This window comes from Candidatus Palauibacter scopulicola, assembly GCF_947581915.1.
In the GTDB taxonomy this organism is placed as follows: Bacteria; Gemmatimonadota; Gemmatimonadetes; order Palauibacterales; family Palauibacteraceae; genus Palauibacter; species Palauibacter scopulicola.
Window position 1 is genome coordinate 92,784 of sequence record NZ_CANPWG010000060.1, and the last position, 26,005, is coordinate 118,788.

30 protein-coding genes and 1 tRNA gene are annotated in these 26,005 nt (G+C 67.5%); 17 read left to right on the top strand and 14 right to left on the bottom strand.

Going from position 1 to position 26,005, the window contains the following annotated elements; genetic code table 11:
* Positions 1-153: 153 nt before the first annotated feature.
* Positions 154-678, top strand: a complete 525-nt coding sequence (locus tag RN743_RS11985) for a PH domain-containing protein (RefSeq protein ID WP_310780087.1) — start codon at positions 154-156, stop codon at positions 676-678.
* Positions 675-2,303: a PH domain-containing protein gene (locus RN743_RS11990; protein WP_310780088.1), complete on the top strand. Its 1,629-nt coding sequence runs from the start codon at positions 675-677 to the stop codon at positions 2,301-2,303. Before RN743_RS11985 ends, RN743_RS11990 begins: the two co-directional genes overlap by 4 nt.
* Positions 2,304-2,336: 33 nt before the next feature.
* Here the strand turns inward: RN743_RS11990 and RN743_RS11995 are convergent, their stop codons facing one another.
* The 5 genes from RN743_RS11995 to RN743_RS12015 form a co-directional block, all read right to left on the bottom strand.
* Positions 2,337-3,122 (bottom strand): enoyl-CoA hydratase-related protein, encoded by a 786-nt coding sequence (locus RN743_RS11995; protein WP_310780089.1) that lies wholly within the window; start codon positions 3,120-3,122, stop codon positions 2,337-2,339.
* 2 nt (positions 3,123-3,124) lie between these two features.
* Positions 3,125-4,018: a deoxyribonuclease IV gene (locus tag RN743_RS12000; protein WP_310780090.1), complete on the bottom strand. Its 894-nt coding sequence runs from the start codon at positions 4,016-4,018 to the stop codon at positions 3,125-3,127.
* Positions 4,015-4,734 carry an SDR family oxidoreductase gene (locus tag RN743_RS12005; RefSeq protein ID WP_310780091.1) on the bottom strand — a complete coding sequence of 240 codons (720 nt, stop codon included), beginning with the start codon at positions 4,732-4,734 and terminating at the stop codon, positions 4,015-4,017. Before RN743_RS12005 ends, RN743_RS12000 begins: the two co-directional genes overlap by 4 nt.
* Before the next feature lie 226 nt (positions 4,735-4,960).
* Positions 4,961-7,678, bottom strand: coding sequence for a DUF5916 domain-containing protein (locus RN743_RS12010; RefSeq protein ID WP_310780092.1), 2,718 nt, complete (start codon positions 7,676-7,678; stop codon positions 4,961-4,963).
* On the bottom strand, positions 7,668-8,840 hold the full coding sequence (locus RN743_RS12015; protein ID WP_310780093.1) for an acetamidase/formamidase family protein: 1,173 nt from the start codon (positions 8,838-8,840) through the stop codon (positions 7,668-7,670). Before RN743_RS12015 ends, RN743_RS12010 begins: the two co-directional genes overlap by 11 nt.
* A gap of 100 nt (positions 8,841-8,940) precedes the next feature.
* Here RN743_RS12015 and RN743_RS12020 point away from each other — a divergent pair, with 100 nt between their 5' ends.
* Positions 8,941-9,678 carry a hypothetical protein gene (locus tag RN743_RS12020; RefSeq protein ID WP_310780094.1) on the top strand — a complete coding sequence of 246 codons (738 nt, stop codon included), beginning with the start codon at positions 8,941-8,943 and terminating at the stop codon, positions 9,676-9,678.
* Positions 9,679-9,764: 86 nt separating this feature from the next.
* The gene (locus RN743_RS12025; RefSeq protein WP_310780095.1) at positions 9,765-10,079 is read left to right on the top strand and encodes a DUF1499 domain-containing protein; all 315 of its coding nucleotides are present in this window, start codon (positions 9,765-9,767) and stop codon (positions 10,077-10,079) included.
* Positions 10,080-10,083: 4 nt separating this feature from the next.
* Here the strand turns inward: RN743_RS12025 and RN743_RS12030 are convergent, their stop codons facing one another.
* Both RN743_RS12030 and RN743_RS12035 read right to left on the bottom strand, forming a co-directional pair.
* Positions 10,084-10,527: a hypothetical protein gene (locus RN743_RS12030; protein WP_310780096.1), complete on the bottom strand. Its 444-nt coding sequence runs from the start codon at positions 10,525-10,527 to the stop codon at positions 10,084-10,086.
* Positions 10,528-10,582: 55 nt separating this feature from the next.
* Positions 10,583-10,656 (bottom strand) — tRNA-Pro (locus RN743_RS12035).
* Positions 10,657-11,049: 393 nt separating this feature from the next.
* On the opposite strand from RN743_RS12035, the gene RN743_RS12040 reads away from it, so the two are divergent.
* The 4 genes from RN743_RS12040 to RN743_RS12055 all read left to right on the top strand — a co-directional run bounded on the left by RN743_RS12040 (position 11,050) and on the right by RN743_RS12055 (position 14,842).
* Positions 11,050-11,448, top strand: a complete 399-nt coding sequence (locus RN743_RS12040) for a type II toxin-antitoxin system VapC family toxin (RefSeq protein WP_310780097.1) — start codon at positions 11,050-11,052, stop codon at positions 11,446-11,448.
* Between the two features lie 74 nt (positions 11,449-11,522).
* Positions 11,523-12,488: a metalloregulator ArsR/SmtB family transcription factor gene (locus tag RN743_RS12045; RefSeq protein WP_310780098.1), complete on the top strand. Its 966-nt coding sequence runs from the start codon at positions 11,523-11,525 to the stop codon at positions 12,486-12,488.
* 3 nt (positions 12,489-12,491) lie between these two features.
* Positions 12,492-13,970 (top strand): adenosylhomocysteinase, encoded by a 1,479-nt coding sequence (gene ahcY / locus RN743_RS12050; RefSeq protein WP_310780099.1) that lies wholly within the window; start codon positions 12,492-12,494, stop codon positions 13,968-13,970.
* 41 nt (positions 13,971-14,011) lie between these two features.
* Positions 14,012-14,842, top strand: coding sequence for a hypothetical protein (locus tag RN743_RS12055; RefSeq protein WP_310780100.1), 831 nt, complete (start codon positions 14,012-14,014; stop codon positions 14,840-14,842).
* 2 nt (positions 14,843-14,844) lie between these two features.
* Here RN743_RS12055 and RN743_RS12060 read toward each other — a convergent pair whose 3' ends face one another.
* Positions 14,845-15,120 (bottom strand): hypothetical protein, encoded by a 276-nt coding sequence (locus RN743_RS12060; RefSeq protein ID WP_310780101.1) that lies wholly within the window; start codon positions 15,118-15,120, stop codon positions 14,845-14,847.
* Complete coding sequence (locus RN743_RS12065) at positions 15,117-15,404, bottom strand: hypothetical protein (RefSeq protein ID WP_310780102.1); 288 nt, start codon at positions 15,402-15,404, stop codon at positions 15,117-15,119. The genes RN743_RS12060 and RN743_RS12065 overlap by 4 nt, the downstream gene beginning before the upstream one ends.
* A gap of 163 nt (positions 15,405-15,567) precedes the next feature.
* Between RN743_RS12065 and RN743_RS12070 the strand changes: the two genes are divergently transcribed.
* From RN743_RS12070 to RN743_RS12090, 5 genes are all read left to right on the top strand, one after another.
* Complete coding sequence (locus RN743_RS12070; RefSeq protein ID WP_310780103.1) at positions 15,568-16,266, top strand: hypothetical protein; 699 nt, start codon at positions 15,568-15,570, stop codon at positions 16,264-16,266.
* Positions 16,267-16,386: 120 nt separating this feature from the next.
* The gene (locus tag RN743_RS12075) at positions 16,387-17,610 is read left to right on the top strand and encodes a hypothetical protein (protein ID WP_310780104.1); all 1,224 of its coding nucleotides are present in this window, start codon (positions 16,387-16,389) and stop codon (positions 17,608-17,610) included.
* A 119-nt stretch (positions 17,611-17,729) separates the two neighbouring features.
* Positions 17,730-18,017 (top strand): HigA family addiction module antitoxin, encoded by a 288-nt coding sequence (locus RN743_RS12080; protein ID WP_310780105.1) that lies wholly within the window; start codon positions 17,730-17,732, stop codon positions 18,015-18,017.
* Positions 18,018-18,056: 39 nt separating this feature from the next.
* Positions 18,057-19,202, top strand: coding sequence for a hypothetical protein (locus tag RN743_RS12085; protein ID WP_310780106.1), 1,146 nt, complete (start codon positions 18,057-18,059; stop codon positions 19,200-19,202).
* 17 nt (positions 19,203-19,219) lie between these two features.
* Positions 19,220-20,035 carry an oxidoreductase gene (locus RN743_RS12090; RefSeq protein ID WP_310780107.1) on the top strand — a complete coding sequence of 272 codons (816 nt, stop codon included), beginning with the start codon at positions 19,220-19,222 and terminating at the stop codon, positions 20,033-20,035.
* A 63-nt stretch (positions 20,036-20,098) separates the two neighbouring features.
* Here the strand turns inward: RN743_RS12090 and RN743_RS12095 are convergent, their stop codons facing one another.
* The 3 genes from RN743_RS12095 to RN743_RS12105 form a co-directional block, all read right to left on the bottom strand.
* A complete protein-coding gene (locus tag RN743_RS12095) occupies positions 20,099-21,304 on the bottom strand; it encodes a hypothetical protein (RefSeq protein ID WP_310780108.1) in 1,206 nt (401 codons plus the stop codon).
* 94 nt (positions 21,305-21,398) lie between these two features.
* Positions 21,399-21,821, bottom strand: coding sequence for a type II toxin-antitoxin system VapC family toxin (locus RN743_RS12100; protein ID WP_310780109.1), 423 nt, complete (start codon positions 21,819-21,821; stop codon positions 21,399-21,401).
* A 6-nt stretch (positions 21,822-21,827) separates the two neighbouring features.
* The gene (locus RN743_RS12105) at positions 21,828-22,058 is read right to left on the bottom strand and encodes a hypothetical protein (RefSeq protein WP_310780110.1); all 231 of its coding nucleotides are present in this window, start codon (positions 22,056-22,058) and stop codon (positions 21,828-21,830) included.
* Between the two features lie 90 nt (positions 22,059-22,148).
* Here RN743_RS12105 and RN743_RS12110 point away from each other — a divergent pair, with 90 nt between their 5' ends.
* A complete protein-coding gene (locus tag RN743_RS12110) occupies positions 22,149-22,349 on the top strand; it encodes a hypothetical protein (protein WP_310780111.1) in 201 nt (66 codons plus the stop codon).
* The gene (locus RN743_RS12115; RefSeq protein ID WP_310780112.1) at positions 22,327-22,656 is read left to right on the top strand and encodes a type II toxin-antitoxin system PemK/MazF family toxin; all 330 of its coding nucleotides are present in this window, start codon (positions 22,327-22,329) and stop codon (positions 22,654-22,656) included. Before RN743_RS12110 ends, RN743_RS12115 begins: the two co-directional genes overlap by 23 nt.
* Here RN743_RS12115 and RN743_RS12120 read toward each other — a convergent pair.
* Together RN743_RS12120 and RN743_RS12125 are read right to left on the bottom strand one after the other, a co-directional pair.
* Positions 22,653-24,119 carry an aminotransferase class V-fold PLP-dependent enzyme gene (locus RN743_RS12120; RefSeq protein WP_310780113.1) on the bottom strand — a complete coding sequence of 489 codons (1,467 nt, stop codon included), beginning with the start codon at positions 24,117-24,119 and terminating at the stop codon, positions 22,653-22,655. The genes RN743_RS12115 and RN743_RS12120 overlap by 4 nt on opposite strands.
* Entirely contained in the window at positions 24,116-24,973 is an 858-nt protein-coding gene (locus RN743_RS12125) for a bifunctional helix-turn-helix domain-containing protein/methylated-DNA--[protein]-cysteine S-methyltransferase (RefSeq protein WP_310780114.1), read from the bottom strand. The genes RN743_RS12120 and RN743_RS12125 overlap by 4 nt, the downstream gene beginning before the upstream one ends.
* Positions 24,974-25,264: 291 nt before the next feature.
* Between RN743_RS12125 and RN743_RS12130 the strand changes: the two genes are divergently transcribed.
* Positions 25,265-25,543: a hypothetical protein gene (locus tag RN743_RS12130; RefSeq protein WP_310780115.1), complete on the top strand. Its 279-nt coding sequence runs from the start codon at positions 25,265-25,267 to the stop codon at positions 25,541-25,543.
* A 136-nt stretch (positions 25,544-25,679) separates the two neighbouring features.
* Positions 25,680-25,847, top strand: coding sequence for a hypothetical protein (locus tag RN743_RS12135; RefSeq protein ID WP_310780116.1), 168 nt, complete (start codon positions 25,680-25,682; stop codon positions 25,845-25,847).
* Positions 25,848-26,005: the final 158 nt, after the last annotated feature.

Consider the following 26,005-nt stretch of genomic DNA (forward strand, 5'->3'; position numbering starts at 1 on the left):
CCGACGATGGTCGCTGAGGGTCGCGGTCCGGATACCCCGGCGACCCCGGCGACCCCAGCGACCCCAGCGACCCCGGGACTCCGGGTACCCGGCAATTTCGTCAACCGTCAAGTGGCGTTGGACGCCCTGCCCGGCGCGGAGGCCGTGGATTGGATGCCGCTTCACCCGCGTTTCGCGAGGCGCCTCCAGGTCGGGGCGACCATCCGGGCCGTCGTCTACGTCCTGGGGGCCGGAGGGTTCCAGATGGCGGTATCCCCTCGCAACCGGGCCGCCATCGCGGAGTCCGTGCCGTGGCTGCCGGCCCTCCTGTGGACGGCCCTGGGGGTCTTCTGCGTGTGCTCCATCGTATGGCCGCTCATCGCCGTCCCGCGTCGGGGGTACGTCGTCCGCGAGAAGGACCTCCTGTACAAGTCCGGCGTCCTGTGGCGCTCCGTGAAGGCGTTCCCCTTCAACCGCGTGCAGCACACCAAGCTCCACAGCACGCCGCTGGACCGCCGGTTCGGGCTGGCCAGCCTGTCGGTCTTTCCGGCGGGGGGCGGCCTCGGCAACCGCGTCCGCGGTTTGGGACGGGAGACCGCCGAGCGGCTGCGCGTCTACATCTCGGAACGAATAGAATCCGGGGCGCCCGCCGCGGATTCCGACGAACGCTTCGAAACCGCGGGGGACACCGGCCGGTGAATCCGCCGAACCCCGGCGAATGGCAGCGCTCCTCCCCCTTCGCCCTTCTCTTCTTCGCCGGAAACGTCTTCAGGATCCTGGCGCGAGCGATGATGGGCGCCCTGATCCCGCTGATCGCGATCATACCCCTGGTGCGGGACGATCCCGGCGCTCTCGGGATTCTGCTCCTCGTGCTCGGGGCGGTGCTCCTGCTGCCCTTCGTAGTGGGCGCGGTTCAGTGGGCGTGCTTCAGGTTCAGGATCGCCGGCGACCGACTCCTCATCCGCAAAGGCGTGTTCAAGAAGACGGCGCTCGACCTCCCCTACGAGCGCGTGCAGGGCATCAACGTCAGGCGGTCCCCGGTCGACCGCCTGTTCGGGCTGGTGTCGGTCACCCTGGATACGTCGGGCTCGGTCCAGGCCGAGGGCAAACTGCCGTCGATCAGGACGGAGGTCGCCCACCGGCTGCAGCGCAGCGTGACGGCGCTTCGACCCGTCCTCGAGGGCCCCGCCGCGGGCGAGGGGGACTCGGCGGCGGCGGCCGCGAGCGGGTCGGCCGCTCCGGCGGAAGCGCGGTCCGGCGTCAGACCGGGCCCCGTCCTTCTCCGGCTCGGCCCGGCCGACATGGTGCGCATCGGGCTCGCCAGCCGGAACTTCATCTTCGTGGCGGCGCTGGTCGGCGTGCTGACCGACCTGCTCCAGCCCGGCGATTCCCTCGATCCGATCCTGGAAGCGGTCGAGGCCGGCGTCGACACTGCCGCGAGCGCGTTCACCGGTCTCGGGGCGCTCGCCCAGGTGGGGCTCGCGGCCGCCGTGATCGCCTCCATCGCGGGCGTGGCGCTCCTGCTCACGGTGACGGCCGCGTTCCTGCGACACCACAACTTCACGCTCCGCCATGACGGCGGCAGGTTCCGTTCGCGCGCGGGCCTCCTCACGCAACGCGAGGTCGTGGTCGAGGCGCCGAAGATCCAGCAACTGACCGTGAGCCAGGGCCTCGTGCTGCGGTGGTTGCGGCGGTACCGGCTCTACGCCCTCCCCGCCGCGGCCGTCTCCCCGGAGGCGGGCCGGGTCTCCGCCGTCGACGTGCCGGACGTGCTCGAGGTGCCGCTCCTGGGCGACCGGCTCGCCGAGGAACTGCGGGCGCTGGTGTTCGCGCGGGAAGCGACGGCGGTTCCCGTTCTGCCCCGAAGCCGCGGTTTCGAGCGGGTGTCGCCCCACTACATTCGCGCCCTCACCCTGCGGTACGGCCTTGTCCTGGCCACCGTCTTCGGAACCCTCCTGGTGCTGGCGTGGGCCGGAGTGTTCGGCCGCACGTCCACGATCCTCTTCTGGTGGGCCGCATCCATCCCGGCCGCGGCGCTCGCCGCCTGGCAGCACTGGCGCCGGCAGGGATACGCGTACGACCGCGACGGACTCGCGAGCCGCAGCGGATTCGTCGGAAGCGAGGTGAAGGCGTTCCCCCTGCGGAAAGTTCAGTCCGCGACCGTGAGACAGTCGCCGCTGCAGCGCCGGAAGGAGCTGGCCACGCTGAGGGTCCAACTGGCGTGCGGGAGGATCACCGTCCCGTACATCGACCGCCGCGTGGCGTGCGCACTGCGGGACTACATCCTCTACCGGGTGGAATCCTCACACCGACGCTGGCACTGACCCGGATCGGCGCCCGCCCCTTGGCGGTCCCGGCTACCGGCCCTTGAAGTTCGGCTCCCGTTTCTCCGTGAAGGCACGGGGCCCTTCCGCGTGGTCGTCGGAGACGAGCATGCGCTCGTAGGCGGGGAATCGGCCCTCGTGGACGGCCTCGAAGGCGTCGCGCATCGACCAACCCTCGATCCCGCGCACGATCTCCTTGATCGCCCGCATCGAGAGCGGGGCGTTCCGGGCCAGGCCCTCGGCCACTTCGCGAGCCTTGGGCAGCACCTGCTCCGAAGGGACGACCCAGTTCACGAGGCCCCACTCGTGCGCCTCCGCCGCCCCCATACGGCGACCCGTGAGCAGCATCTCCATCGCGACGTTCCGCGGCAGCCGCCTCGGAAGCCGCTGGACGCCGCCCGCGTCGGGCACGTTCCCCAGGCGGCCCTCGGGGAACCAGAACTCGGCGCCCTCGCTCGCGACGATGAGGTCGGCGGCGAGCATGATCTCGCACCCTCCCCCCACCGCCAGGCCGTTCACGGCGGCGATCACGGGCTTCGTCAGGTCCCACAGCTCCGTGATCCCACCGAAGCCGCCCGCGCCGTAGTCCATCCGCTCGTGCTCCCCTCCGGCCGCGGCCTTCAGGTCCCAGCCGGCCGAGAAGATGCGGTCGCCCGTCGAGGCGAGGATCGCCACGCGAAGGTCATCGTCGTCGCGAAAGTCGCAGAAGACCTCCCCCATGCGGATGCTCGTCGCCGCGTCGATCGCATTCGCCGGCGGCCGGTCCAGCGTGACCTCGAGCACGTGCCCGCAGCGTCGGGTTCTCACCGGATCGGACATGTTCAGCGACTCCTTTCGCGGTAGCCCCGCAGGCGGGCGAGGTTCCGGATGTCGGCGTCCGCGCCGTCCTCCCCCTTCGGGGTCTCCAGGATCTTGGGGACATGGCGCAGGCGGGCGTCCCGCATCAAGCGCCGGAACGGGCTCTCGCCGAGGCTGCCTCGTCCGATCTCCTCGTGGCGGTCCTTCCGCGAGTCGAAGGGGTGCTGCGAATCGTTCACGTGGATGAGACCCAGGCGTTCGAGTCCCAGCACGCTGTCGAACGCCTCCCAGACGCCATCGTAGTCGCCGACCAGGTCGTATCCGGCCGAGTAGGCGTGGCACGTGTCGAAACAGATGCCCACGCGTCCCCGCTCGGACTCCGGGATCCGGTCCAGGATGCTGCGGAGATTCTCGAAGCTCGCCCCGACGGTCGTCCCGGCGCCGGCCGTGAGTTCGAGGAGGACGCGGGTCGGGCCCTCCACGGCCTCCAGCGATTCGGTCACGCCCCGCGCATTGCGCGCGAGCCCCTCTTCGATGTCGCCGTCCGTCGCGTTCCCGGGATGGGTCACGAGGAAATCGAGGCCGAGACGCGCGCAGCGCCGGAGTTCGCTCTCGAAGCTGCGTTGCGACATCCGCCACAGCCGCCGGTCGGGGGACGAGAGGTTGATGAGATAGGAGTCGTGGGCCCCCGCGACCGCGATCCCGTGCTCGGCGCACGCCGCCTTGAACGCCGCCGCCGTCTCGTCGTCGATTCGCGGCTCGGCCCACCGGTTGGGCTGCTTGGTGAAGAGCTGGAGGTTGGCCGCCCCGATCTCCGCCGCCCGCCGCGGCGCGGTCTGCACGCCGCCCGCCACCGAGACGTGGGCGCCGAGTTCGTCGCGGGCGCCTGCTCCCGGACTCTCCGGCGGCGCGCTCACGCCTTCCGGGGTGGATGGGAGGGACGCAGTTCGACCCGGCTCACGTGGGCTTCCTTCGGATAGGAGAGCAGCTGCATGACCGCCGACGCGCAGTCGTCCACGTGCAGGCGCCAGGTCCGCTCCGGCACCTGCTCCCGGCCGTTGAAGTACGTGTCCACGCTCCCGGGCATCACGATGCTGACCCGCACGTCGTCGTAGCGCACGTCGAGCAGCATCGCCTCGGTGAGTCCGAGCAGGCCGTACTTGCTCGCGTTGTACCCGGTGCCGCCGCGGAAGGGATGGCGGCTGGCGAGCGACGCGATGTTCACGATGAAGCCGTCGCCGCTCGCGCTCAGGTGGGGGAGCGCGGCCCGCGAACAGTAGAAGACGCCGCCCAGGTTCACGTCGATCTGGAGTTGCCACTCCTCGACGCTCATCTCCCGCAGCGGCTTGAAGATCCCGAGTCCCGCATTGTTCACGAGGATGTCGAGCCGGCCGAAGCGGGCCACGGTCTCCTCGACCATGCGCTCGCAGGCGCCCGCATCCGCCACGTCGCACACGATGCCCAGCGCCCGGTCGCCGAGTTCGACCTCGGCCGCCCGCACCTCCGCCCCGGTCCTCGCGCAGACCGCCACGGAGGCCCCCGCCGCGAGCAGGTGCTCCGCGGTCGCGCGCCCGATCCCTTTGGTCCCGCCCGTCACGAGCGCGACTTTCCCCGTCAGGTTCGTCGTTCCCATTCCGCCCTTCTTGTTGCCCCTCTCACGTTCGATTCGAGACGCTCTCCGTGATCCTAGCAGGCCGTGGCAAAAGCCCCGCTGCGTTCGAGCGGCGCTGCATCTCGCCTGAATCGCTGCGCTCTGCGTCGCTCCTCGGTCACGTAGCGCTGCTATGCTCTCTCGTCGCTCCTTGTCAGGCGAGTGCTTCACCGCTCTCGGCGCTCACGCGGGGTTTTGCCACGGCCTGCTAGATCGGGAGCCAGTAGGCGACCTTGAGCAGGAAGACGTGTTGCCCGCGGGAGCGCAGGCTGTCGACGAGGCGGCCGGGGTCCACGAGTTCGCCCGAAGTCCGCATGTCGGAGCGGTCCTGCTGCCACACGAGGAAGAGCGTGCTGCCCGGCTGCCACTCCCAGCGCAGGACGACGTTGCTCCGCAGAGAGAGGATGTTGAAATCCCCGTCGGGGAGCGTAAACGACCGGCCACCCTCGGTCACGTCCCAGGACCCATCCACCCGGCGGTCGATCCTCGACCCCATCTCGCCGTAGGGGAGCAGGTGCCGCTGGCCGGGTTCGAGGAGTTCGCCCAGCCCGTGGCGGCGTCCGCTCGCCGCGAACGGCTCGAAGTAGGCCTCGAGCGTGAGGTCCGGGCCGAAGGCGTAGGCGCCGCGGAGGCGGAGGGCGAGGGTGCTGCGGTCGATGGCGGAGAAGATGTAGCGCCGGTCGAACGTGGCCCGCCGCCCGCCGGACAGCGTCGTGAGGTACTGGCGCGATTCCGTTTCGCGCCGGTAGCTGGGTTGGACTTCGAGTTGGAGCGCGGACCCCGGGCGGAGCGTGAGCGCGCCGCCCACGTCGTACGCCCATCCGCCGATTTCGTCCCGCCCGTAGGACCCCCTGAGCCGGAAGCCGGTCCGGAAGGAGCGGTCGGTGGCGAGCGCGAGGCCGGCCTGCCAGCGGGCGAGCGTCTCCATGAGGGGGCCGCCGCGCGTGAGGTGGTCGCTGAGCGCGCGCGGGTGGTAGCCGCCCTCGAGCGTCGTGCGCAGGTAGTTGTGCCAGGTGGCGGTTGCCCGGGCCCCGAACGTCGTCTCGGTGCGCACGCCGTCGAAGTTCCACGAACTCGCCGAGGTGAGGCCGACCTGCCAGGCGCGGGCGAACGCGGTCGGGATCGTCTCGCGGATCGCGATGTCGGCTTCGGCCGTGAGGCGGTCCGCGTTGAACATCTGGCCCACATCGTTGATCTCGAAGCCCGGCGAGACGGCTTCGCCCTGCACGCGCCACAGCCAGCGCCGACCGCCCACCTTCTGCATCCCGAGGGCCGCGGTATACCCGGAGAGCGCGGAACGCGAAGGGTCCAGCCGCGCGGTCGCGCGGTCCGGACGCTGGAAGAAACGCGCGCTCGAGCGCTGCACGCGCAGGATTGCATCGGGGTTCCCGCTGAGGTGCGAGAACCCCGCATGTCCCGTGAGTTCGTACTCGCCGCCGGCAAAGCGCAGGTTCCAGTCCGTGCCGCCGGCGTAGGCGCGCCACGGGAGGAGCGCGGCGAGTTCGGGACGGCCCTCGCGGCTGAGCGTGGTCCCCGTGAAGCCGAGGGTGGAACCCTCCTCCCCGAACTCCTGCTCCAGTCTCGCCACCGCGAAGGCGCTCAGCGGGGCGATCGGGACGGCGCTCTCGACCGTGTCCGTCGCGGCCGGGCGCTGCGTGAAGTGGAACGCCCGGGCATCCTCGCGACCGGTGACGGCGAAGAGCGCGCCCACCGAGGTCCCGCCCGGGAGCCGGCCCGTGACCTTCCCCGCCCCGAGAATCGTGGTCTGATCGGGCGCGACGACGCTGTCGGCCTCCGCCCGGCCCGCGGGCGGGGCCCCGATGCGACGCGAGTAGAAGTAGCGCGGACCCAGCCCCTCCATGAGTTGGCGACCCTCCGTGAAGAAGGGGCGGCGCTCCTCGAAGACTTCCTCGAACGCGGTCAGGTTCACGACGGCGGGGTCCGCCTCGACCTGTCCGAAGTCCGGGTTGACGGTGGCGTCGAGCGTCAGGCTCGAACCGAGACCCACCTTGAAGTCCGCCCCCACGCGGGACTCGCTCCGCGTCACCACTCCCGCCATGGGACCGCCCGTGGGCGTGCGCAGATCGCCCGCCACGTAGGGGAGGAACTCAATCCCCCGGCTCCCCCGCACGCCCTCGAGTCCGGTCAGGTCGCCGAGGCGCGAGGCCCAGCCCGGCTCGCTCCGCACCACGAGTTCCCACAGCAGGTTCTCCTGCACGTCCGGCATGTAGCGGTTGATGTTCACGCCCCACGCCGATTCGTCGCCGTTGAAGCGCAGTTGCGAGAACGGCATGCGCATCTCGGCCGTCCAGCCGAGCGAGTCGCGCTGCACGCGCGCCGACCACACGGGATCCCACGTGTAGTCGCGGTTCGTCACGTTGTCCTCGGGGTGGTACCAGTCCGTGCGGCTGCCCGCCGCGTTCACCCCGAAGGAGACCGCCGTGCGCCGGTTCAGGTAGGGATCGAGCGAGACCAGCAGGCGCTCCGAACCGGTGTTCTGGTCGCGGCGCGTGCGGTAGGCCTGGATGCCGTCGGGGTCGTCCGTGTACATGCGACCGGCGATCCACAGCGCGTCGTCGTCGAACGCGAACGCGACCTCGGTCCGCCGCGTAGCCGGCTCGCCCTCATCCGGCTCGCGCTGCCAGAACGTCGTCGCGAATTCCGCCCGCGCCCACACCGCGTCGTCCAGGCGGCCATCCAGTTGGAGCGTCCCATCGGTGTCGCGCGTGGCCCTGAGCTGCTGCCGGTCCTCCGGGCCCAGACCCTGCGCGCCGAGCGCCGGGGCCGCGGGGAGAGGGACCAGGATGACAACGGCGATGGCCAGCGAGACGCGGCGCGCGAAGCCGGGCTCCCGGATCGTGCGCGTGCGATTGCCGCGCGGACGGGCCCTGCGCGGGCAGGCCCTGCGCGAACCGTCAGCGCTCAAGGAACACGTCCTTGGGGATGAAGCCCGTGACGACCTGGGTGAGATCGACGACCTCGCTCACCCGGAAATCGACGGCGATGCTGGCCAGGGAGAGGGCCCTGTCAGGCGTCAGTCCCTTCTCCTCCACGAGGAACTCCACCACGAGCCGGGTCGCCTCGCGCGCGGCGCGGTCGAGGTCGAGATCGATGCCCATGATCAGGTAGTGCGTCGGGGTCTCGGCGCGCGGGGCGGGGATCGTCACCCCCTTGTGCACGACGAACCGGAACACGCCGGTGAGCGACTGCTCGATCGCGGTGCCGCTCACTTCCCCGTCGCCCTGCGCGCCGTGCCCATCGCCCGCGTAGAAGAGCGCCCCCGAATGGAAGACGGGGAGGTACAGCGTCGTTCCGGCCGTGAGGTCCTTCACGTCGAGGTTGCCGCCGAAGGCGCCCGGCGGGCGCGACCCCTGGACGCCGGGCACCGTCACGCCCGGCTCACCCACGACCGGATCGGGAGCGACGGCCATGATCCCCATGAACGGCGCCAGCGGCACCTGGATGTCGGGCGAGAAGAAGGCGACTTCCCGCCCGTCCGCGTCACCCGTCCGAATCAGGTGCCGGCCGGCCGGGATGTCGAGCGGTTCGTCCCCCTCCCGCGCGCCGGGATAGCTCGGGGAGAAGACGCCGCCCCGGCCGCTCGTGGAGTTCACGCCCCACGGCACGCGCGTCTCGATGTCGAGGATCCGAACCTCGAGCATGTCGCCGGGCTCGGCCCCCTCGATGTGGATCGGGCCGGTGATGACGTGCCCGCTCCGCCCCTCGCGTGGACGGCCCTCGCGCGAGGCCCAGAAGTCGATGGCGTCGTCGAGGATCTCCTCCTGCGGCACCCCGAGTCCCGTCAGGAACTCCACCGGGTGCTCGTTCTGCGTGGCCCCCACATGGGTCAGCGTCTCGATCCGCACCGTCTCCCCGGACGCGATCCGCAGCACCGGCTCCTTGTCGATCGGGAACCAGCCCCAGTTGAGGGCTTCGGGCCGGGAGGGCAGGAAGTGATCGGCCTCGATCTCCCCGGTGTCGGCGACACTCGCTTCGGCAACACTCGGGTCGTCGACAGCGGGCGGCGCGCACGCCAGCGTGATCGTGCATCCCAGTGCCACCAGACCCGGCCTCATTTGACGCGACATGGAAGGCTCTCCCACGCTGAGGTGAGCGTGTACAGTGGATCTTCCCGTTCCGGGAGGCAACGATCCCGGACCGAACCCGGACAGAACGCAGAGGGCGGCCATGAAAGACGGCATCCGGCGCGTGATCTTCCTCCTCCCGATCCTCCTTTCGGCGTGCTCGAACCCGGGGGCGGGCGGCCCCGGGGATGGTGCTCCAGGGGAGGGTGGTGTGCCGACCTTCGCGGTGGACCCGGGCTGGCCGCGCGAGATGCCGAACCTCTGGATCATGGGCTCCATCACGGGCGTGTTCGTCGACGCGCGCGATCACGTCTGGGTCACCCACATCCCGGAGTCGCTGACGCCGGAGGAGACGTCCGCCGTGCAGGATCCGCCGATCGGCGCCTGCTGCGTCCCGGCCCCGGTCGTGACCGAGTTCGACCCCGAGGGGAATCTCGTCCAGGGGTGGGGCGACCCGGCCACGCAGGACGTGTCGGAGTTCACGCGCTCCGGCGACCTCGTCATGACGATCGGTCGCTACGACGAGAACGCGGGCAGCGATGACCCGGAGCTTCTCGGCGGCCCCGCCGGCGTCTGGGTGGACCCCGAGGACAACGAAGTCTTCGTCGCCGATGGCTACCAGAACCGCCGCGTCGTGGTCTTCGACGGCGAGATCGGAGCTTACCTCCGCCACCGGGGCGCCTACGGCGAGCCGCCGGACGACGCCTACGAGTACGATTACGTGGGCTGGACGCCGGGCTCGGCACCGCCGCGCCAGTTCTCCACCGTCCACGACCTCATCGGGTCGAACGACAGCCTCATCTACGTGGCCGACCGCCGCGGAAACCGGATCCAGGGTTGATACGGGACAAGATTGCGACACGCCGGTTCCGGAGGCTCAGGCACGACCATGTAAGCAGCGAACCCGGCGGGTGGTGGATTCACCGAGTGGCGCCGTTCCACGCCTCGGGAGAGCCGTTCGACCTCTTTCGTCGCCTCCAGGCAGTCGTCGCCGCCATGCCGCGTACTCACATCGTCACCGCGACGGACGATTACCTGCACGCGGTCTGCCGAACCCGGCTCGGGTTCCGCGATGATCTCGAGTTCCGATGGTGCCCGTCGGAGAACGTCGCCCATGTAGCGTCGGCGTCTCGCATCGGCCTCTTCGACTTCGGGGTAAACCGGCGGAGGGTAGAGCGGGTACGCAGGAGGCTTGAGGCGATCAGGTCAGGACAGGCTTCAGCCGCCGGCGATACCTCGTGACCCATCAGCCGCGGGGGCGATTCGCAGCTTCGTCCCCCGCGGGTAGTTCTTCACCCTGCGGGGTGGCGGAGGGCCGTCTTCGAGCAAGCCGGGGATCATGGCTTGTTGCGAGGTCGCCTTCGGCGTGCTCCTCGACCCGCGTGCCGCGGCCGAAGGCGAGCGACATGTGGACGTTCGTGTCCACGAACCCGGGCGTGACGAACTTCCCGCTCCCGTCGATGACCTCCGCGCCCGCGGGAACGGCAACGTCGGCGCTCGAACCGACGGCTGCGATGCCGTCCCCCTCGATGACGATCGTCCCGTCGACGATGGGGGCGCCCCCGTGTCCGTCCATGATCGTCGCCCCGACGATGGCGAGGGACCTGACAGATTCCTGCGCGGTGGCCGGACTCGGCCAAGACAGGAGGGAGAGAAAGGCGACCGTCGCTACAACCGATCGTGAGCCCATGGTCCCGACTCCGGAGAAAGACAACGACACCGAAGTGCTGCAGTTTTGAAGAAAATCGGGGCGGCGAGATTTGAACTCGCGACCTCCTGAACCCCATTCAGGCGCGCTACCGGGCTGCGCCACGCCCCGAAGTGAACCGGAAGGTAGTCGATCCCGTGATTCGGTCAAGCGCTTTGACGCGCTCTTGATGGGCGTCCGCATCCTTTCTTTGCGCCTTCGATGCGTGTGGAATTAATATATACTCATAGGAGTAGGCTATGCTTCACAGGAGTGTTGCCGTGGCAAGCTACCGGTTGCAGGTGCTGATTCCGGGATCCCTTGAGAATCGCCTCCGGAAGGCGGCGAAGCGGGCGCAAACCTCGCGGGGTGCCTGGGTGCGCGGGGCGATAGAAGAGCGGCTCGAGCGCGAGTCGGGAGACTTGCCGCGCGACCCACTTGCAGCGATGCAGGAACTCAACGCCCCCACCGCAGACATCGACGTGATGATCGCCGAGATCGAAGCCGCCGATCGTGAAGGTCTTCGTGGACTCAAACATCCCGATGTACGTCGCGGGGGCAGATCACCCCCACCGGGCCCCCTCCATCCAGTTCCTGAAGAACGCGGAGGCCGATGGGCTCGAACTCTGCACGAGCACCGAGGTTCTGCAGGAGATTCTGTACCGCTTCTCCGGGATGGGCAGACGTGATGTGGGGGCCCGATTGTACGACCTGTTCGTCTCTCTCATGCCCGAGGTGTTCGATGTCACGCTGGCCGACACCGACCTGGCGAAGGTACTCCTTCTTGCCCACCAGGGGATATCGGCGCGGGACGCGGTACACGCGGGCGTCATGATCAATCGTGACGTCCAGGTCATGGCGACCTTCGACCGGGGCTTCGACGACCTCGACGGGATCACGCGGCTCGAGCCCGGCCGCTTCTGACAAGCCGCTCGATCGGACCGCAACGCGCAAGCCTCCGCTGGCGTCCGCACTATCATATCCATATATTGGGATTTATGGATACGACAACCCTGCGAGCGCCCGCACCGACGCGGGATCTTCTCTCCCGTTTCGAATCGCTCGGGGACGAGAACCGGCTGCGGATTCTCACCCTGCTGGACCGTAACGAGTTCACGGTGTCCGAACTCGTCTCCGTTCTGCAGCTGCCGCAGTCGACCGTTTCGCGCCACCTGAAGGTGCTCGCGGATGACGGCTGGGTGCGCCGGCGGCAGGAGGGGAAGACCCGGTACTACCGGATGGAGGGCGACCTCGAGCCGGAAGCGGGGGAGCTGTGGCGGCTGGCAGAGGGGAGTCTCACCGGCGCCCGCTGGATCGCGGACGATGCGGAGCGGGCCGAGAGTGTCCTCGCTGAGCGCCGGGATCGGGCCGCGGCCTTCTTCTCGGAGTCTGCAGCGGGGTGGGACGCACTCCGCGATGAACTGTTCGGGCGCGACGCCCGCTTCGGCGCCCTGTTCGGCCTGCTCGATCCGGAGTGGGTCGTGGGAGACCTCGGCGCGGGCACCGGAACGCTCGCAAACATGGTCGCCCCCTTCGTGAAACGCGTCATCGCGGTCGACCGCTCGCCCGAAATGTTGGAGGCAGCAGCCGTGCGTCTCGGCGAGCGCGACAACGTCGAGGTCCGCCAGGGGGAGCTGGAGTCGCTCCCGGTCGACGACGGAGAACTCGACCTCGCCGTGCTGATGCTCGTCCTCCACTTCACGGTCGAACCCGGCCGGGTACTGGCGGAGGCGGCGCGGGCACTGGCCCCGAACGGGAGACTCCTCGTGCTCGACATGCGCGCGCACGAGAGAGAGGAGTATCGCGAGACGATGGGCCACCTGTGGCTCGGCTTCACGGAGGATCAGATGCGCGACTGGACGCGCTGCGCCGGTCTCGAAGGGTATCGCCACCTTCCGCTCGCCCCCGAACCCGAGGCGTCCGGACCGGCCCTCTTCGCCGCCACCGCCCGGAAAAGGAGATAGACGATGGAAAGCGCCGTACTTCACGAATCGACCCAGGCCGCCGCCGGCCGGATTCCCTTCAAGGTCGCGGACCTGAGCCTGGCGGAGTGGGGCCGCAAGGAGATCCGCCTCGCCGAGCACGAGATGCCCGGACTGATGTCGGTGCGGGCGGAATACCGCGACGCGAAGCCGCTCGCGGGCCGGAAGGTCATGGGGTCGCTGCACATGACGGTGCAGACGGCGGTGCTCATCGAGACGCTGGCCGATCTGGGCGCGGACGTGCGCTGGGTCTCCTGCAACATCTTCTCGACCCAGGATCACGCCGCCGCCGCAACCGCCGTGGGGCCGGACGGCACCCCGGAGGACCCGCGCGGCACACCGGTCTTCGCCTGGAAGGGGGAGACGCTCGAGGAATACTGGTGGTGCACGGAGCAGGCGCTCCTGTGGCCGGACGGCTCGGGCCCGGACCTCATCGTCGACGACGGGGGTGACGCGACGCTTCTCCTCCACCGCGGGCTCGAGTTCGAGCGGGCGGGACGGATCCCGGACTTCGACGCGGAGACGGAGCCGGAGGAGTGGGGCGTCATCCTCGAGACGCTGCGCAGGATCGCGGCGAAGGATCCGGGACGGTGGGAGCGCACGGCGCCCGGCATCCAGGGGGTGTCGGAGGAGACGACGACCGGCGTCCACCGCCTGTACGAGATGGCGTCGGAAGGCACGCTTCTCTTCCCCGCCATCAACGTGAACGACTCGGTGACGAAGTCGAAGTTCGACAACATCTACGGGTGCCGCCACTCGGTCATCGACGGGCTGAACCGCGCCTCGGACGTGATGATCTCGGGCAAGACCGCGGTTGTGTGCGGCTACGGCGAGGTCGGCAAGGGGTGCGCGCAGGCGCTGAAGGGGCAGGGGGCGCACGTCGTCGTGACGGAGATCGACCCGATCTGCGCGCTCCAAGCCGCCATGGAGGGTTTCCAGGTACGGACGCTCGAGGACGTGGTGGAGACGGCGGACATCTTCATCACCGCGACCGGCAACCGGGACGTGATCACCTTCGCCCACATGGCGCGCATGAAGGACAAGGCGATCGTCGGCAACATCGGCCACTTCGACAACGAGATCGACATGGCCGGGCTCGCGAAGGGCGGCGTGACGCGGAACAACATCAAGCCGCAGTACGACGAGTTCGTGTTCGAGGACGGGCACTCGGTGCTCATCCTGTCCGAGGGGCGGCTGCTCAACCTCGGCAACGCGACGGGGCATCCGAGCTTCGTCATGAGCGCGAGCTTCACGAACCAGGTGCTGGCGCAGATCGAACTCGCGCGGAACCACGAGGCCTACGAGCGGCAGGTCTACATGCTGCCGAAGCACCTCGACGAGAAGGTGGCGCGGCTGCACCTCGACCACCTCGGCGCGCGGCTCACGGAGCTGACGGACGATCAGGCGGACTACATCGGCGTATCAAAGGACGGGCCCTTCAAGCCCGACCACTACCGCTACTAGCCCGGACCACTACCGCTACCGGCAGAGAACGGAGACTGAGGATGTTCCCAAGAGTGTCGACCACAGGCCTGCTCGGCTGCCTCGTGTTGGCGGCTCTCGTCGCCACGGGCGGCCTCGCCGGCCAGGCGGACGAGGGCAATGCGGGGAATGGCGGAGCCTACCTCCGCCTGGCGTTTCCGCTCGGACTGCTGAGCGCGACCATGCAGAAGTCGGTCGACAACACGTCGCCCAACACGCTGGTGCCGGAACCCAGGCGCGGGCAGATCTTCGAAGACGAGGCTTCCGGGGACGCGCTCTCCTACGGCATCGGTCTGGTCGCCGGGTACCGGCTGCCGTTCTCGAGCGGAGTCTACTTCGTCGATGCGGCCGTTGACGTGGCGACGCTCGGCGGCGGCGTGGAGGCGGAGTTCCCGGGCGTGGGGATTTCGCCGGAACGGAAACAACTCGGAGAGAGTTGGCCGGACCGATGGAACCTGGATCCGGAAACGGGCTACGGGGCGACGCTGAGGCTCGGTGGCAGTCCGGGCGGCCTGCAGTCGCGGGGCATCAGCCTGCACCTCCTCGCCGGCGTCCGCTTTGCCGGCGCGCAGTTCACCAACCACGTCGACGGCTGTTTCACGACGGAACCCTGCGATCCCTCCCAGTTCGAGGCGGGCGAGGAAGTCCGCGACCTGGACTTCACGGGCTGGACGTCCGGCATCGGACTGGAAAAAACCTTGAGCCAGCGGGTCACCCTCCGGTTCGAAGCGAGCTATTCGATCTACGCCCGGGAAGAGTGGACCACGGAGTTCGAGGACGTCGCCGTCACCGTCCGTTCGAGCATGAAGGCCAGCGCAGCGGGCCTGGGCCTGGGCCTGATCCTGCGCCCCTAGAGTTATCTCTCTTCGACCAGGCGGCCGGCCAGATACTTGTGGATCACGCTCGCCAGTAGCGTCTGGTACGGCATCCCCTCTTCGCGCGCCCGGGCGTGGGCGAGATTGAAGTCGCGTTCCGTAACCCGGAGGTTGACGCGACGGGTCTTCTTGAACGTGCTGCGAGCCGCTTGGCGCGCAATCGTCATTTCGCCCTCGACGCCGGTGACGGGACGCAACTCGCCCCGGTCGAACTTCTCGAGGATCTCCCGCTCTTCCCGGTTCAGTTGGTCGTTCATGGCGATTGCCTCCTCCGGTAGTCCCGAGTCGCCTTCCGGCTGGGGATGATGGTCTTCAGGAATCGCGTGCCGTCCTCGGCGACTACGAACGGTACGAGGTAGAGGTACCGGTCGACGTCCACGACGTAGATCATCTGCCCCGGATATCTTTCCTGGTTCGGGTGCTTCAGCACGTCCACCAGACCTCCGCGCTCAATCGCGGAAATCACGCGCTCGAACGAGACGCCCCGCCGTTCGGCGAGTTGCCGGTTCTTCTCCAGATTCCAGTCAAAGCTAGCGGACATATCCAATCGTCACACATTGTGTGCGTTTTGGCAACACATGTTTGCACCTCCGCGTGCAACCCTCGCCGGACGTTCCACTGTCACAGGCGCAGCATATGCCGTCGAGACGTCGCGATCGGGTATTGGAGGCTGGATGGCCAAGGCCACAAGAGGGGAGGACTCCGTGGATACAAGTGTCGAACGGTTGACGCGTACGATGCGCTGGCTCCAGGTCTACGCCGCGTTGATGACCGTCGCGCTGGTCGCGTTCTTCGTCAGAAGCGGGGCGGCGACCGACGATGTGATCAGAGCTCAGGGGCTGATCATCGAGGACACTGACGGGCGGGAGAGAATCCTCATCGGCGCTCCGATCCCGGAGGCCGCCGACCGCGTGCGCACCGATGAAGCCCGGGTGCGGGAGATTTGGGGACCCCGATTCCCGGACGCCTACATGGACTTCTACCAGGACTACAACCACGAGACCACCGGCATGCTCATCCTCAGCGAGGATGGATTCGACCGCCTCGTCGTCGGGGATCCGGTGCCCGATCCCAACATCGGGCAGCGTAGCGCACCGGCTACCGGCATGGTGATCAACGACGTCGAAGGATTCGAGCGGACGGGGTATGGCCTGTCGCCTGTGGACGGGCGGTACAACGTCGGCTTGGGCCTCGACACGGATCGTATCGAAGAGGGTCTTGTCCTGATGCTGGAAGACGATGGCCTAAACGGCGTTCTGGTGGGCACCGGGCCGGACAGGATCTTTCTTGGCAGCGCGCCCGCGGGCCACGGGTGGACGGGCCTTGAAGAGGAATTTCAAGGACTGCTGGTCCAGCGAGACGGCGAGACCGTGCACACGTTGAATCTCGCGGCCGACAACTGACACACAGAGGTAACCACTGGCCGGGCACCCCATGCTATGCCGAGACGTGTGGAGTAGCTGACGTGAAGGCGGGCGGCAAGGCGCGACGGTATCATCCAGTAGAGACCAGGCGGAGGATTCATGCCGAGAACAACATCCGGAATAGAGACCATCCTTGCCTTGCTGGTCTGTTTCATGATTCCGGGACCCGGAAGCGGTCAGCAGGTCATTGCACTCCCCTCCGAGGACATCTGGTTGGAGCCCGACTTCGAGGAGCTGTACCGCGTTGGCTCGTTCGATGGGCCGGAGTGGCAGCAATTCGGGATGATCGCAAGTGTGGCCTTCGACGCGGCGGGGACGCTTCACATCCTCGATGGGCAGGCGGCACGTGCGTTTGTCGTCAGTTTGGACGGTGAACTCGTTCGTGAGTACGGACGACCGGGGGAAGGACCTGGCGAATTCGAGGAAGCTGGCTGGATCGGCGTCGCGGAACGCGGGCAGGCAATCGTCTTCGATTTCCAGCGCAACGGCTTTCACATCTTCGATTCCAAGGGTGAGATCGAACGCCTGGTGCGGTTACCGGGAGACTACAGCTTCATGCCGGCGCAACTGGACGTCCATCCCGGCGGCGGAATCACGTTGGTTCCAAACGGCGCCGTGGGGGCGGTCTCGCTGGCGGCGGCATTGGCGGGGAACCATCCCGCGAACGCGAAAGCAACGCGGCCCGTCGTCCGCCTTGTCCTGGACGGCGATGTAGTGCGGACGGATACTCTCGCCCAAGCATGGATGCCGAGTCTGGAGCAACGGCGTTTCCGTATGCCAAGCGGATTGTATCGGGAAAGAAGACTGACCCCACCGTTACTTGTCGGAACTCTTGCCGGGGGTGGCGTAGCGTTTTCGGACACATCCGCCTATCGGATCAGGATAACGGACCCCGAAGGGGCGATTGAACGCGTGCTCAGGCGCCAGTTCGCTCCGAAGCCGATGACGGATCGGATGCGGGAAGTCGCGAGGCAACACGACATCGAGGTCTTCGAACGGGAGCTTCCGACCCTGAGGAACGCCATCAACATTTCGGATCGCTTTGTCGCCCGCATGCGCGCCAGGGAAGAGTCCTTCGAGTACTACCACGAGTTGTCGGTGATCCGAGACCTCCAGACGAGCCCGGAGGGAACGATCTGGATTCGGCGGAGCGGTGACGATCCGACTGCCGAAGGACCGATCGATGTCCTTACTCCCGACGGTCGTTATCTGGGCAGCTATCCAAGTGACACGCTCATGCCAGCCGCGTTCGGCCCCAACGGGCTGCTGGCATTCATCGAAACGGACGAGTTGGGGCTGCAAACCGTGGTGGTAGCGCGGTAGGATCGGTAGGAGGCGGGGGGGGCTGATTCGCCCGTCAACTCATGTATGTAGTCCCCTAACCACTCATACCATGCCGGGTGCCGCCGATCAAAGCTTGGCACTGAAGGGGAGGACCGACCATGGCCATGCATGACCCGCCGCATCCGGGCGGCATCGTGAGGCGTCAGTGCCTCGAACCGCTGGGTCTGACCGTGACGCGGGCGGCCGAGGGCCTGGGCGTCACCCGGCAGGCGCTCTCGGAGCTGTTGAACGGGCGCACAGGCGTGTCGGTCGAGATGGCGATCCGGCTGTCGAAGGCCTTCGGCTCGACGCCGGAAACCTGGCTGGGGATGCAGATGGCGTACGATCTCTGGCAGGCGCGCAGCCGCGCGGGCGAAATCAGGGTCGAACGCTTTGCGGCGGTATGAGGAGGGTCATCCTCTTCGACCAGGCGACCGGCCAGGTACTTGTGGATCACGCTCGCCAGTGACCATGCCGGGGGCCGTCGATCAAAATCTCGAGGGGAGATCACGCTGCGACCATTCGCGGTTCTAGTCGTTCCGATCCTCGTTTCGGTTGCGTCGTGCGAGGAGCGACCGGCAGAGGTTCCCTCTCCACCCTTCGAGGAAGTCTTCGAGCTGGCGGAGGTCATCGTCCTGGGCGAGGGCCCGTCCGACTCCGTCGCCGAGGTGGGCGAGTTCTTCGAGCGACGTGACGGCGGTTTCATCATCGCGGACCGGTTGCTCCCACGGGTGCGGACCTACCGCGAGGACGGATCCCTGGAAGCCGGGTTCGGACGCTTCGGCGACGGACCGTGGGAATTCCGCACGATTCGGGGCGTAGCCGAAGTCGCGGATGGTCGAATCGCCGTGACGGGCGCGCAGAACGGGGCCGTGACCTATCTGGACCCGGACCTGACTCCTCACAGCATGCTGCTGATCGAAGACTTCACATCCAGCATGCTGCTGCCCTTCGGCCGCGACCTCGTGTTCACCGGCAGAGCGCGGGACGTGAATCTCGTGGCCGAAATGGACGGCATCTTCCATCGGCTGGTCGACAGTGCGGTCACCTGGAGCCGCTGGAACACCCCCGCCGCAAGCAAGCCCTATTGGAACGCTCTGGGCGGGTTGCACGGCGCCGTGGGCGGCGATTCGGTGTACGTGATGGCGGGCCTCCTGTATCCCGCTACGATTCTGAGCGCCGCAGGCGATTCGGTGGGAAGCATCGGGACGCCGTCGCCGGATTTCCGCAGAGTGCCGGAACTCGAGCCGGGGGCTTTGGCGTTTGCCGGCGGAGCGGGCGCGGCGGCCCAGGCGGGCACGGGGCTGAAGACGTTGATCGAGAGCTTCGATCTCGTGACCGGCATGGACATCGTGGACGACTACCTGGTGTTCACGGTCGGTCGGCACGATCCCGCCAAGCCCTGGTTTCCGTTCAAACAGCTCGATGTGTTCGTGGAGGCCTACGATCGCCATACAGCGGAGAAACTCTTCGAGAACGTGCCGCTGCCGGAGGGTTCGAAGGTGCTGGGCGGGGGCAGGTATCTCTACGTGCTTGTGAATCCGGAGTTCCCTCCGTGGCGAATCGCCAGGTACAAGCTTCGAATCCCCTAACGTCAAGGAGCAGCGCCTTGGGCAAGATCATCCTCGTCACGGGGGCTTCCTCCGGCATCGGCCGGGCGGCCGCGATCCTTCTCGCCCGTGAAGGCCACACCGTGTACGCCGGCGCGCGCCGGGCGGACCGAATGGAAGATCTGCCGGAACACGGCGTCACTCCCGTCGAGATGGACGTCACCAGGAGCGACGACAACGAGCGGGCCGTGAGCCGCGTCATCGCGGATCCGGGACGCATCGACGTCCTGGTCAACAACGCGGGCTTCGGGCTCTACGGCCCCGTCGAGGACGTTCCGCTCGACGACGCGCGCTACCAGTTCGAGGTGAACCTGTTCGGGCTCGCCGACCTCACCCGGCTCGTGCTGCCGCACATGAGAGCGCAGGGTTCGGGCCGAATCATCAACGTCTCGTCGATGGGAGGAAGGATCTTCACCCCCCTCGGGGCCTGGTACCACGCCACCAAGCACGCCCTCGAGGGCTGGTCGGACTGCCTGCGCGTGGAGACCGCCCCCTTCAACATCCAGGTCGTCGTGATCCAGCCGGGCGCGATCAGGACCGAGTTCGGCGACGTGATGGGAACCCACATGAGGAAGTACTCCGGGGACACGGCGTACAAAACCCAGGTGGACTCGTTTCTGAAGCTGATGGACGGCCTCGACCCCGGCCGCGGCACCGCACCGGAAGTGCTCGCCAAGGTGTTCGTCAAGGCCGCGACGGCCCGAAAGCCGCGCCGGCGCTACGCGAGCGGCTCTATGGCGCGCCCCTTCATGTTCCTCCGCAAGTGGTTCGGGGACGGAGTCTACGAATTCCTGCTGCGGCGCATGTTCCGCTGACCGGCCGGCCTGAGCGGAGCGTCGGCAGAGGGCGCTGCCGAGGTAGCCGGAAGCGGAGAGCGACTAGCGAGCAACCAGCTCGTACACCACGACGCTCTCCACATCCATCATGTCTCGCTGGATACCGAGCACGAGCCCGTGCGCCGCGTCCAGGATCCGAAGACCCGGCGGGGCCTCCACTGTACCCAGCCACTCTCCGTCGGCGGAAATGACCGTGTAGTGCGACGCGCCTTCGCGCGCAGCTCCCGGGCGCCAGGAAGGCAACCACACCCGTCCATTCGAATCTCCGAAGGGACTGGCGAACAGCGGCATCGGCCCGCCGATTCTCGCGCGGTAGACGGCCATGTTCTCATCCGTCAGCCGGTCGATAGCGGCAGCCGCGGCGCCGGGATTGGCCATCCGGATGCCCGCGCGGAGTCCGGCCTCGACGCCTTCGAGCAACTCCTCGGTCAGAGGAGCCGCCTCGGCCTGCCAACGAACGATCTGCGTGACGGTCCCGTCAGGACTGCGCCAGGTGATCTCCGGCCTGTCGGAACGCGTGTAGACGAAGTGACCGGCGGCGACCGCCACGCGGCCGAATGCACCGATCGGGTCCCAGCGCAGCCCCGGCGGAGTTCGCGACGCGAAGTCGTAGGATGCCACCGTGTCGAGGGCGCCCGTGTCCATGTCCAACCGGGCCATGTGCCCCGGCAGCCACGGCTCTTCGAAACCGGACAGGAAGCTGCTCGTGGCCATCAGCAGCCGACCGGATGAGTCGATTCCACGGACACCGAGGCCGTGCGCGCTCCGGATATCCACCGTGCGCTCGACCGAGCCGTCGGCGAAGACGGTCACGCGGCCCAGGCTGCGGTCGGCGGCCAGAACCGTCTCCCGCCCCAGCGCGTACACGGCCCCGATGTAGCCGACTTCGCCCGGCCCCTGTCCCGGCCCGGCAAGCACCTCGTACGAGGCGCCATCGGGGCTCAACACGACCAGTTCCCGGTTGAAGACATCCGATATCGCGACGCGCCCGTCGGGGAGGATGGCGCCGGGATCGATCCCCTGGAAGGTGTAGTCACCCGGGTTGGCGCCGTGGCGGTAACGTGGATGCGCGGGAAACCGGAACGCCGCGCTCACAACCGGGGTTCCCGCGTACTCGACGATCCGCACGCCCGCGCTGTCCTCTACTTGAACCGCGGCACCGGCCTGCGGGCGGGCATCGCGCTCACAAGCTGCGAGGCCCATGCCCAGCAAGGCGATGAGGAAAACTGCGGCATCCCGGTTCTTCATCACGCGAACCCGTTTCGGCCATAGCCAGTTCGGTCCGGGCGTCCTGCGCGTTCCAAGGCCCGCTCGAAGCCGACGAGACGACGGATCAGCGCGATCAAGGAGGCGATTCCGTGGGGGTGACGGCGAAGACCTCGACCGGCACCGCGAGGTTCGGGACTCCGGCCAGCCGACGGTCCGTGGTGAGAAGGGGGGCTTCGAGAGTCTCGGCCAGTGTGACGTACGCGGCGTCGTACGCGGTGAGGTGGTGGCGGCGGGACCAGATCCTCGACAGGAGCGGCTCGTGGCCGTGCCGCCACACATCGAGATCGAGGAAGTTGCGATACGCCTCGCCGGCGCGGGTCGGGGAGACGGCCCCGGTGCTCTCGTAGCGGCGCAGAACATGCAGAACCTCGAGGTCCAGTAGTTCGGGGCCGTGCAGGGACGTCACGGGGTCCGATACCCTGTGCATGATGCGGGCGCCGCGCCGCGTGCCGAGCACCAGCTCGACGACGGCCGATGCATCCAGGACGACGATCACGCCGTTTCAGCGCCTCTCACGTGCCTCCCGCAGGATCTCGCTCGGGGGGGGATCGACGTCGATCGGCGGCAGCCGGGCGATGCGGGCGAACAGTTCTTCCCGGGTCGGCCTTTCCAGCGACTGGCGGATCCCGCGGAGGACATAGTCCGACATCGATGTCCCGGCGAGCGCCGCGCGGGACTTGAGCCGACGGTGCAGATCGTCCGGGATGTTTCGGATCTGAAGCATCTTTGGCATGTGATAAGCATGATTTCATGTTAGACACATGTCAAGCCCTTACGAAGGTCGGTGGCGGTGCTGCCCGTCGCCTGCTAGAGTCGAAGGACCATGAGCACAAAGGCAGAATACCGGGATGGGGTCTTCGCGCCCCTGCAGGAGGTCAAGGAGCCCACGCCCGGCGAGGTCTACGAAGTCTTCTCCGAGGGCGAGCTGCAGCGGCTTGCGGCGGACGTTCCGTGGTTGAGGGTCTCGGAACGCAGCTTCGAGTTCTGGGAAAACGAGGAGGATGACGTCTACGACAGCCTATAGGCAGGGCGACATTGTGCTCGTCTCCTTCCCCTTCACCGATCTCACTTCAACCAAGAGACGCCCCGCGCTGGTCCTTTCCCCGGATTCCTTCAATGCCGCCGGTGAGGATCTCGTGCTGGCGGCCGTCACCTCCCACATCACGGGCGACCCGAACGCGGTGCATCTCCGCCGCAGCGATTTCGCGGAAGGTGGGCTTCCCAAGGCATCGATGGTGAAGACGACGAAGCTGTTTACGATGAGACACCCGGGGAAAGCGATCGAACACGTCACCGTCGTCGGCGATACGGCAGCGGGTATTCTGTGCTAGTCGAGATCAGTTCGGTGAGGTTCCGAAACGCTCAGGTCGGATTCGGCTTGTGTGCTCCAAATCGACGGCGCCACCGCCTTGAGAGTGTGGACAAGCGCGTCGACATCGCGCTCGCTCGTTCGCCCGTTGGTTATGCAGGCTCGCAGCACTGTTCTGCCCTCGAAGACTGCGGTTGACACCCAGAACCGGCCGTCCCTGTGAACGGAATCGACGTAGCTCCGAACGGCTTCATGGCCCTCGGGCGGCACGAGACATGCGACCGCCATGGGAGAGTCATTCGCGAGCGACCAACCGTCGCGCTGCAATCGCCGTGCGAGTCTGTCCGCCAGTCGAATGGCGCGCTCGGTGTGGCCGGCGTATCCCCTCCAACCCGCTGCCGCGAGTGCAAGGAACAGCCGCAGGCCGACGAATCGGCGCGACCACTGGATCGAGTTGACGAAGAAGTCCTTGGCCGCGACGCTCCTGGGCATGTAGCTGGCGTCGACCCGGAAGGCCTGAGCGGCGACATCCGGTCTGGAGGTCAGGAACATGCCGGCTCCCATGGTCGTTGCAAACCACTTGTGGGCGTCGATCGTGATCGAGTCCGCCCGCTCGATGCCCTTGAGAGCACCGCCGGTATCGCTGGCAATCAGCGCACCACCCCATGCCGCGTCGACGTGGAACCACATGCCGTGCTCCCTGGCCAGTTCGCCGCAGCGGGTGAGCGGATCGACCATGCCCGCGTTGGTGGTGCCCGCCGTCGCCGCGATCATGACAGGCATGCGGCCGCTGGAGATGTCAGTTGCAATCGTTTCGGCCAAGGCATCCGGGTCCATGCGTCCCCGCCCGTCCGTCTGGATCAGCCGGACCGCGTTGCGCCCGATGCCCCCGGCGTGAGCGATCTTCAGCCAAGCCAAATGGCTCTCCTCCGACACATAGACGTGGGGCGGACGGGCAAATGCACACACGCCGTCATCACCATACGCCGGACATGCAGCCTGAAGAGCGCAGAGCATTGCCGTGAGGTTCGCCTCCGATCCACCGCTAGTGAAGTGCCCGCCCGACCCATCCGGCATGCCGGCCCTGCGCGCCACTTCCCGGATCACGTGCAGCTCGATCTCCACCGCCGCCGGCGCATGCGAGTGCACGCAGACCTGGGGGTTGAACGCGGAGGCGATCCGGTCGGCGCACTCGGAAGCGAACGTCGGCGCAGGGTTGAACAGGCCAAGATAGCCCGGATGCGTCACCTGTACCGTGCCGGTCTCTAGCCCGTCGATCACCCATTCCGTCAAGCCCGCCAGCTCTCTGGGCCGGTCGAATCTCATGTTTCGCAGCTCCCGCAGCCATTCGCCGGACGGACCCGCGGGTACTACGTCGCGCGACGGCATGAGACGCCGCGACACCCCGAGGCGTTCAGTGAGCGCGTGGTCCGCCGCCGTCCGGGAATCATGGTCCGGAAACAGCGAATAGCGCGGCTCGGTCATCGGACGGCTTGGCCGCTGGCGAACTGCCGACTCGCCTCCCACGCCAACATACAGCGTTTCCGCGTGGCACCTCCGGCGTAGTCGCCCGTGATCCCGCCCGCGCGGATCACACGATGGCACGGAATAAGGAAGGCGATCGGGTTGCTGCCAACCGCGCTCCCCGTCGCCCGAGCCGCCTTCGCGCTACAAACCTCTTCGGCCACACGACCGTAGGTGACGACCTTCCCGGGAGGCACGCGCAGCAGGGCGCGCCAGACGGCCAGTTGGAAGTTGGTCCCGCGCACATGGACGGTCAGCGGGGGACTCTCGGCTTCGAAGGGAGCCGAGAAGATGGACCGCGCCAGTGCTGTTGCCGTCAAATCGTCGCCCTCGAGCGACGCCCGCCCCCAGGCCCTGCGGAGAGCCTCCATCTCGGCGGAGACATCCCCGTCGGCCACAAACCCAACCCGGCAGACGCCGCGTTCCGTCCAAGCGACGAACACTGGCCCAAACGGTGATTCCCCGGTGCCGAAGCGGATCGTCAGCCCCGCACCCCTGCTCCGATACTCGCCCGGCGTGACGGCCTCCACGGTTACGAAGTGATCGTGCAGCCTGCCCGGACCAGAGAGCCCGCTACTATGAGCCGTCGCGAGCACGGGCTCGGAGCTGTCGAGTAATTTCTTCGCGTGCTGAACGGTAAGGAATTCGAGAAAGCGCTTTGGCGTAACGCCGGCCCAGCGTGAGAACAGACGATGCAGATGGCTTTGGCTCAGACCGATATGCGCCGCCAATTCTGCGAGTTCCGGCTGGCGCTTGCGATGCCTGGCCAGATAGCGAATGGCCGCCTCGATTCGGTCGTAGTCGGTCGTGTTCATGCGGAACTCCGAGAATCATCGTGGATGGACTCCCGTAACGTGAACACTCTTGATGCTGAAATCGACCCGATCCTTGCTATGCGGGGCTCGGCCGTCCCGACGACGCTCGCCCGGATAGCGACGGTGGCTGCTCCGCAGGCGATGACGCGCCCTCGGCGCGGTAGCGCGTCAGGGCGCGCTGGCCCCATCCGTGCCCTCTCGCGAAGACGATGGGGACCCCTTGGGGGCGCTGGCCCCGCGTGGTGCCTCAAACGGCTACGCACAACCATTCCAAGCCGTCTGGACTCGCAGGTGACCGACAGGATCGCCCTCGGGCTCCGGCTGGGTCTGGGCAGTGTGTTCATCGCCGGTGGCTGGTGGAAGCTCTCGCGTGCCATCGACCCGCTTCGGTCCGAAGCGTTCGTCGACCGGTATCTGGCCAGCAACGGGTACATCAACTCGTTCTTCGACCAGTACCTCTTCGCCGGTCCCGGCGCCCTGCTCACTCCGCTGGCCTTCCTCGAGGGTTCGCGGCTGAAATCCCGAACAGCGGGAATCATTCGGCGGGAATCCGACCTTCTGAATCGCTAAGTTAATCGGATTACACTAGTTACAAGTCCGATGCAACTTGCCGTGAGGACATTCCCGTCCCGGGCGCCGTGGCGGGTGGGCGGGAAATGGTCGCGGTTCCGCTGGTCGTGGGGCGAAGCTCGCTCTCTATACCGCCATGCGTGAGCAGGGGCTCACGAAGGTCGGTCTGGCCCGGCGCCTGGGCTTGAGCGAGGGTGCGGTTCGGAAGCTCCTGAACCCGAATCACCGCTCACACATCGGGCAGATCGAACGAGCGCTCGCGAAGGTGGGGCGGCGGCTCGTTGGGGAGGACGCGGCCGTCTAACGGAGGCGACCGGGCGGGTGGCGGTGCTGCCGGTCAAATAGAGATTGGATGAGTCCAGCGATCAGGAAACCCGTGGCTCGATCATCGAGCGGATCGGTAACACGGGTTGATCGGGCCGTGCCCGCCTTAGGAGTGGCGACGACCGGGACGAAGCCTTG

What these genes read in the sequence shown, in the direction of transcription:
- RN743_RS12030 (WP_310780096.1), bottom strand. Translation starts at nt 10,527, where the DNA reads ATGGGCTCACGATCGGTTGTAGCGACGGTCGCCTTTCTCTCCCTCCTG.
- RN743_RS12015 (WP_310780093.1), bottom strand. Translation starts at nt 8,840, where the DNA reads ATGTCGCGTCAAATGAGGCCGGGTCTGGTGGCACTGGGATGCACGATC.
- RN743_RS12115 (WP_310780112.1), top strand. Translation starts at nt 22,327, where the DNA reads ATGACGTCTACGACAGCCTATAGGCAGGGCGACATTGTGCTCGTCTCC.
- ahcY (WP_310780099.1), top strand. Translation starts at nt 12,492, where the DNA reads ATGGAAAGCGCCGTACTTCACGAATCGACCCAGGCCGCCGCCGGCCGG.
- RN743_RS12060 (WP_310780101.1), bottom strand. Translation starts at nt 15,120, where the DNA reads ATGAACGACCAACTGAACCGGGAAGAGCGGGAGATCCTCGAGAAGTTC.
- RN743_RS12080 (WP_310780105.1), top strand. Translation starts at nt 17,730, where the DNA reads ATGGCCATGCATGACCCGCCGCATCCGGGCGGCATCGTGAGGCGTCAG.
- RN743_RS12095 (WP_310780108.1), bottom strand. Translation starts at nt 21,304, where the DNA reads ATGAAGAACCGGGATGCCGCAGTTTTCCTCATCGCCTTGCTGGGCATG.
- RN743_RS12045 (WP_310780098.1), top strand. Translation starts at nt 11,523, where the DNA reads ATGGATACGACAACCCTGCGAGCGCCCGCACCGACGCGGGATCTTCTC.
- RN743_RS12005 (WP_310780091.1), bottom strand. Translation starts at nt 4,734, where the DNA reads ATGGGAACGACGAACCTGACGGGGAAAGTCGCGCTCGTGACGGGCGGG.
- RN743_RS12075 (WP_310780104.1), top strand. Translation starts at nt 16,387, where the DNA reads ATGCCGAGAACAACATCCGGAATAGAGACCATCCTTGCCTTGCTGGTC.
- RN743_RS12105 (WP_310780110.1), bottom strand. Translation starts at nt 22,058, where the DNA reads ATGCCAAAGATGCTTCAGATCCGAAACATCCCGGACGATCTGCACCGT.
- RN743_RS11995 (WP_310780089.1), bottom strand. Translation starts at nt 3,122, where the DNA reads ATGTCCGATCCGGTGAGAACCCGACGCTGCGGGCACGTGCTCGAGGTC.
- RN743_RS12135 (WP_310780116.1), top strand. Translation starts at nt 25,680, where the DNA reads ATGCGTGAGCAGGGGCTCACGAAGGTCGGTCTGGCCCGGCGCCTGGGC.
- RN743_RS12055 (WP_310780100.1), top strand. Translation starts at nt 14,012, where the DNA reads ATGTTCCCAAGAGTGTCGACCACAGGCCTGCTCGGCTGCCTCGTGTTG.
- RN743_RS11985 (WP_310780087.1), top strand. Translation starts at nt 154, where the DNA reads ATGCCGCTTCACCCGCGTTTCGCGAGGCGCCTCCAGGTCGGGGCGACC.
- RN743_RS12065 (WP_310780102.1), bottom strand. Translation starts at nt 15,404, where the DNA reads ATGTCCGCTAGCTTTGACTGGAATCTGGAGAAGAACCGGCAACTCGCC.
- RN743_RS12020 (WP_310780094.1), top strand. Translation starts at nt 8,941, where the DNA reads ATGAAAGACGGCATCCGGCGCGTGATCTTCCTCCTCCCGATCCTCCTT.
- RN743_RS12110 (WP_310780111.1), top strand. Translation starts at nt 22,149, where the DNA reads ATGAGCACAAAGGCAGAATACCGGGATGGGGTCTTCGCGCCCCTGCAG.
- RN743_RS12125 (WP_310780114.1), bottom strand. Translation starts at nt 24,973, where the DNA reads ATGAACACGACCGACTACGACCGAATCGAGGCGGCCATTCGCTATCTG.
- RN743_RS12120 (WP_310780113.1), bottom strand. Translation starts at nt 24,119, where the DNA reads ATGACCGAGCCGCGCTATTCGCTGTTTCCGGACCATGATTCCCGGACG.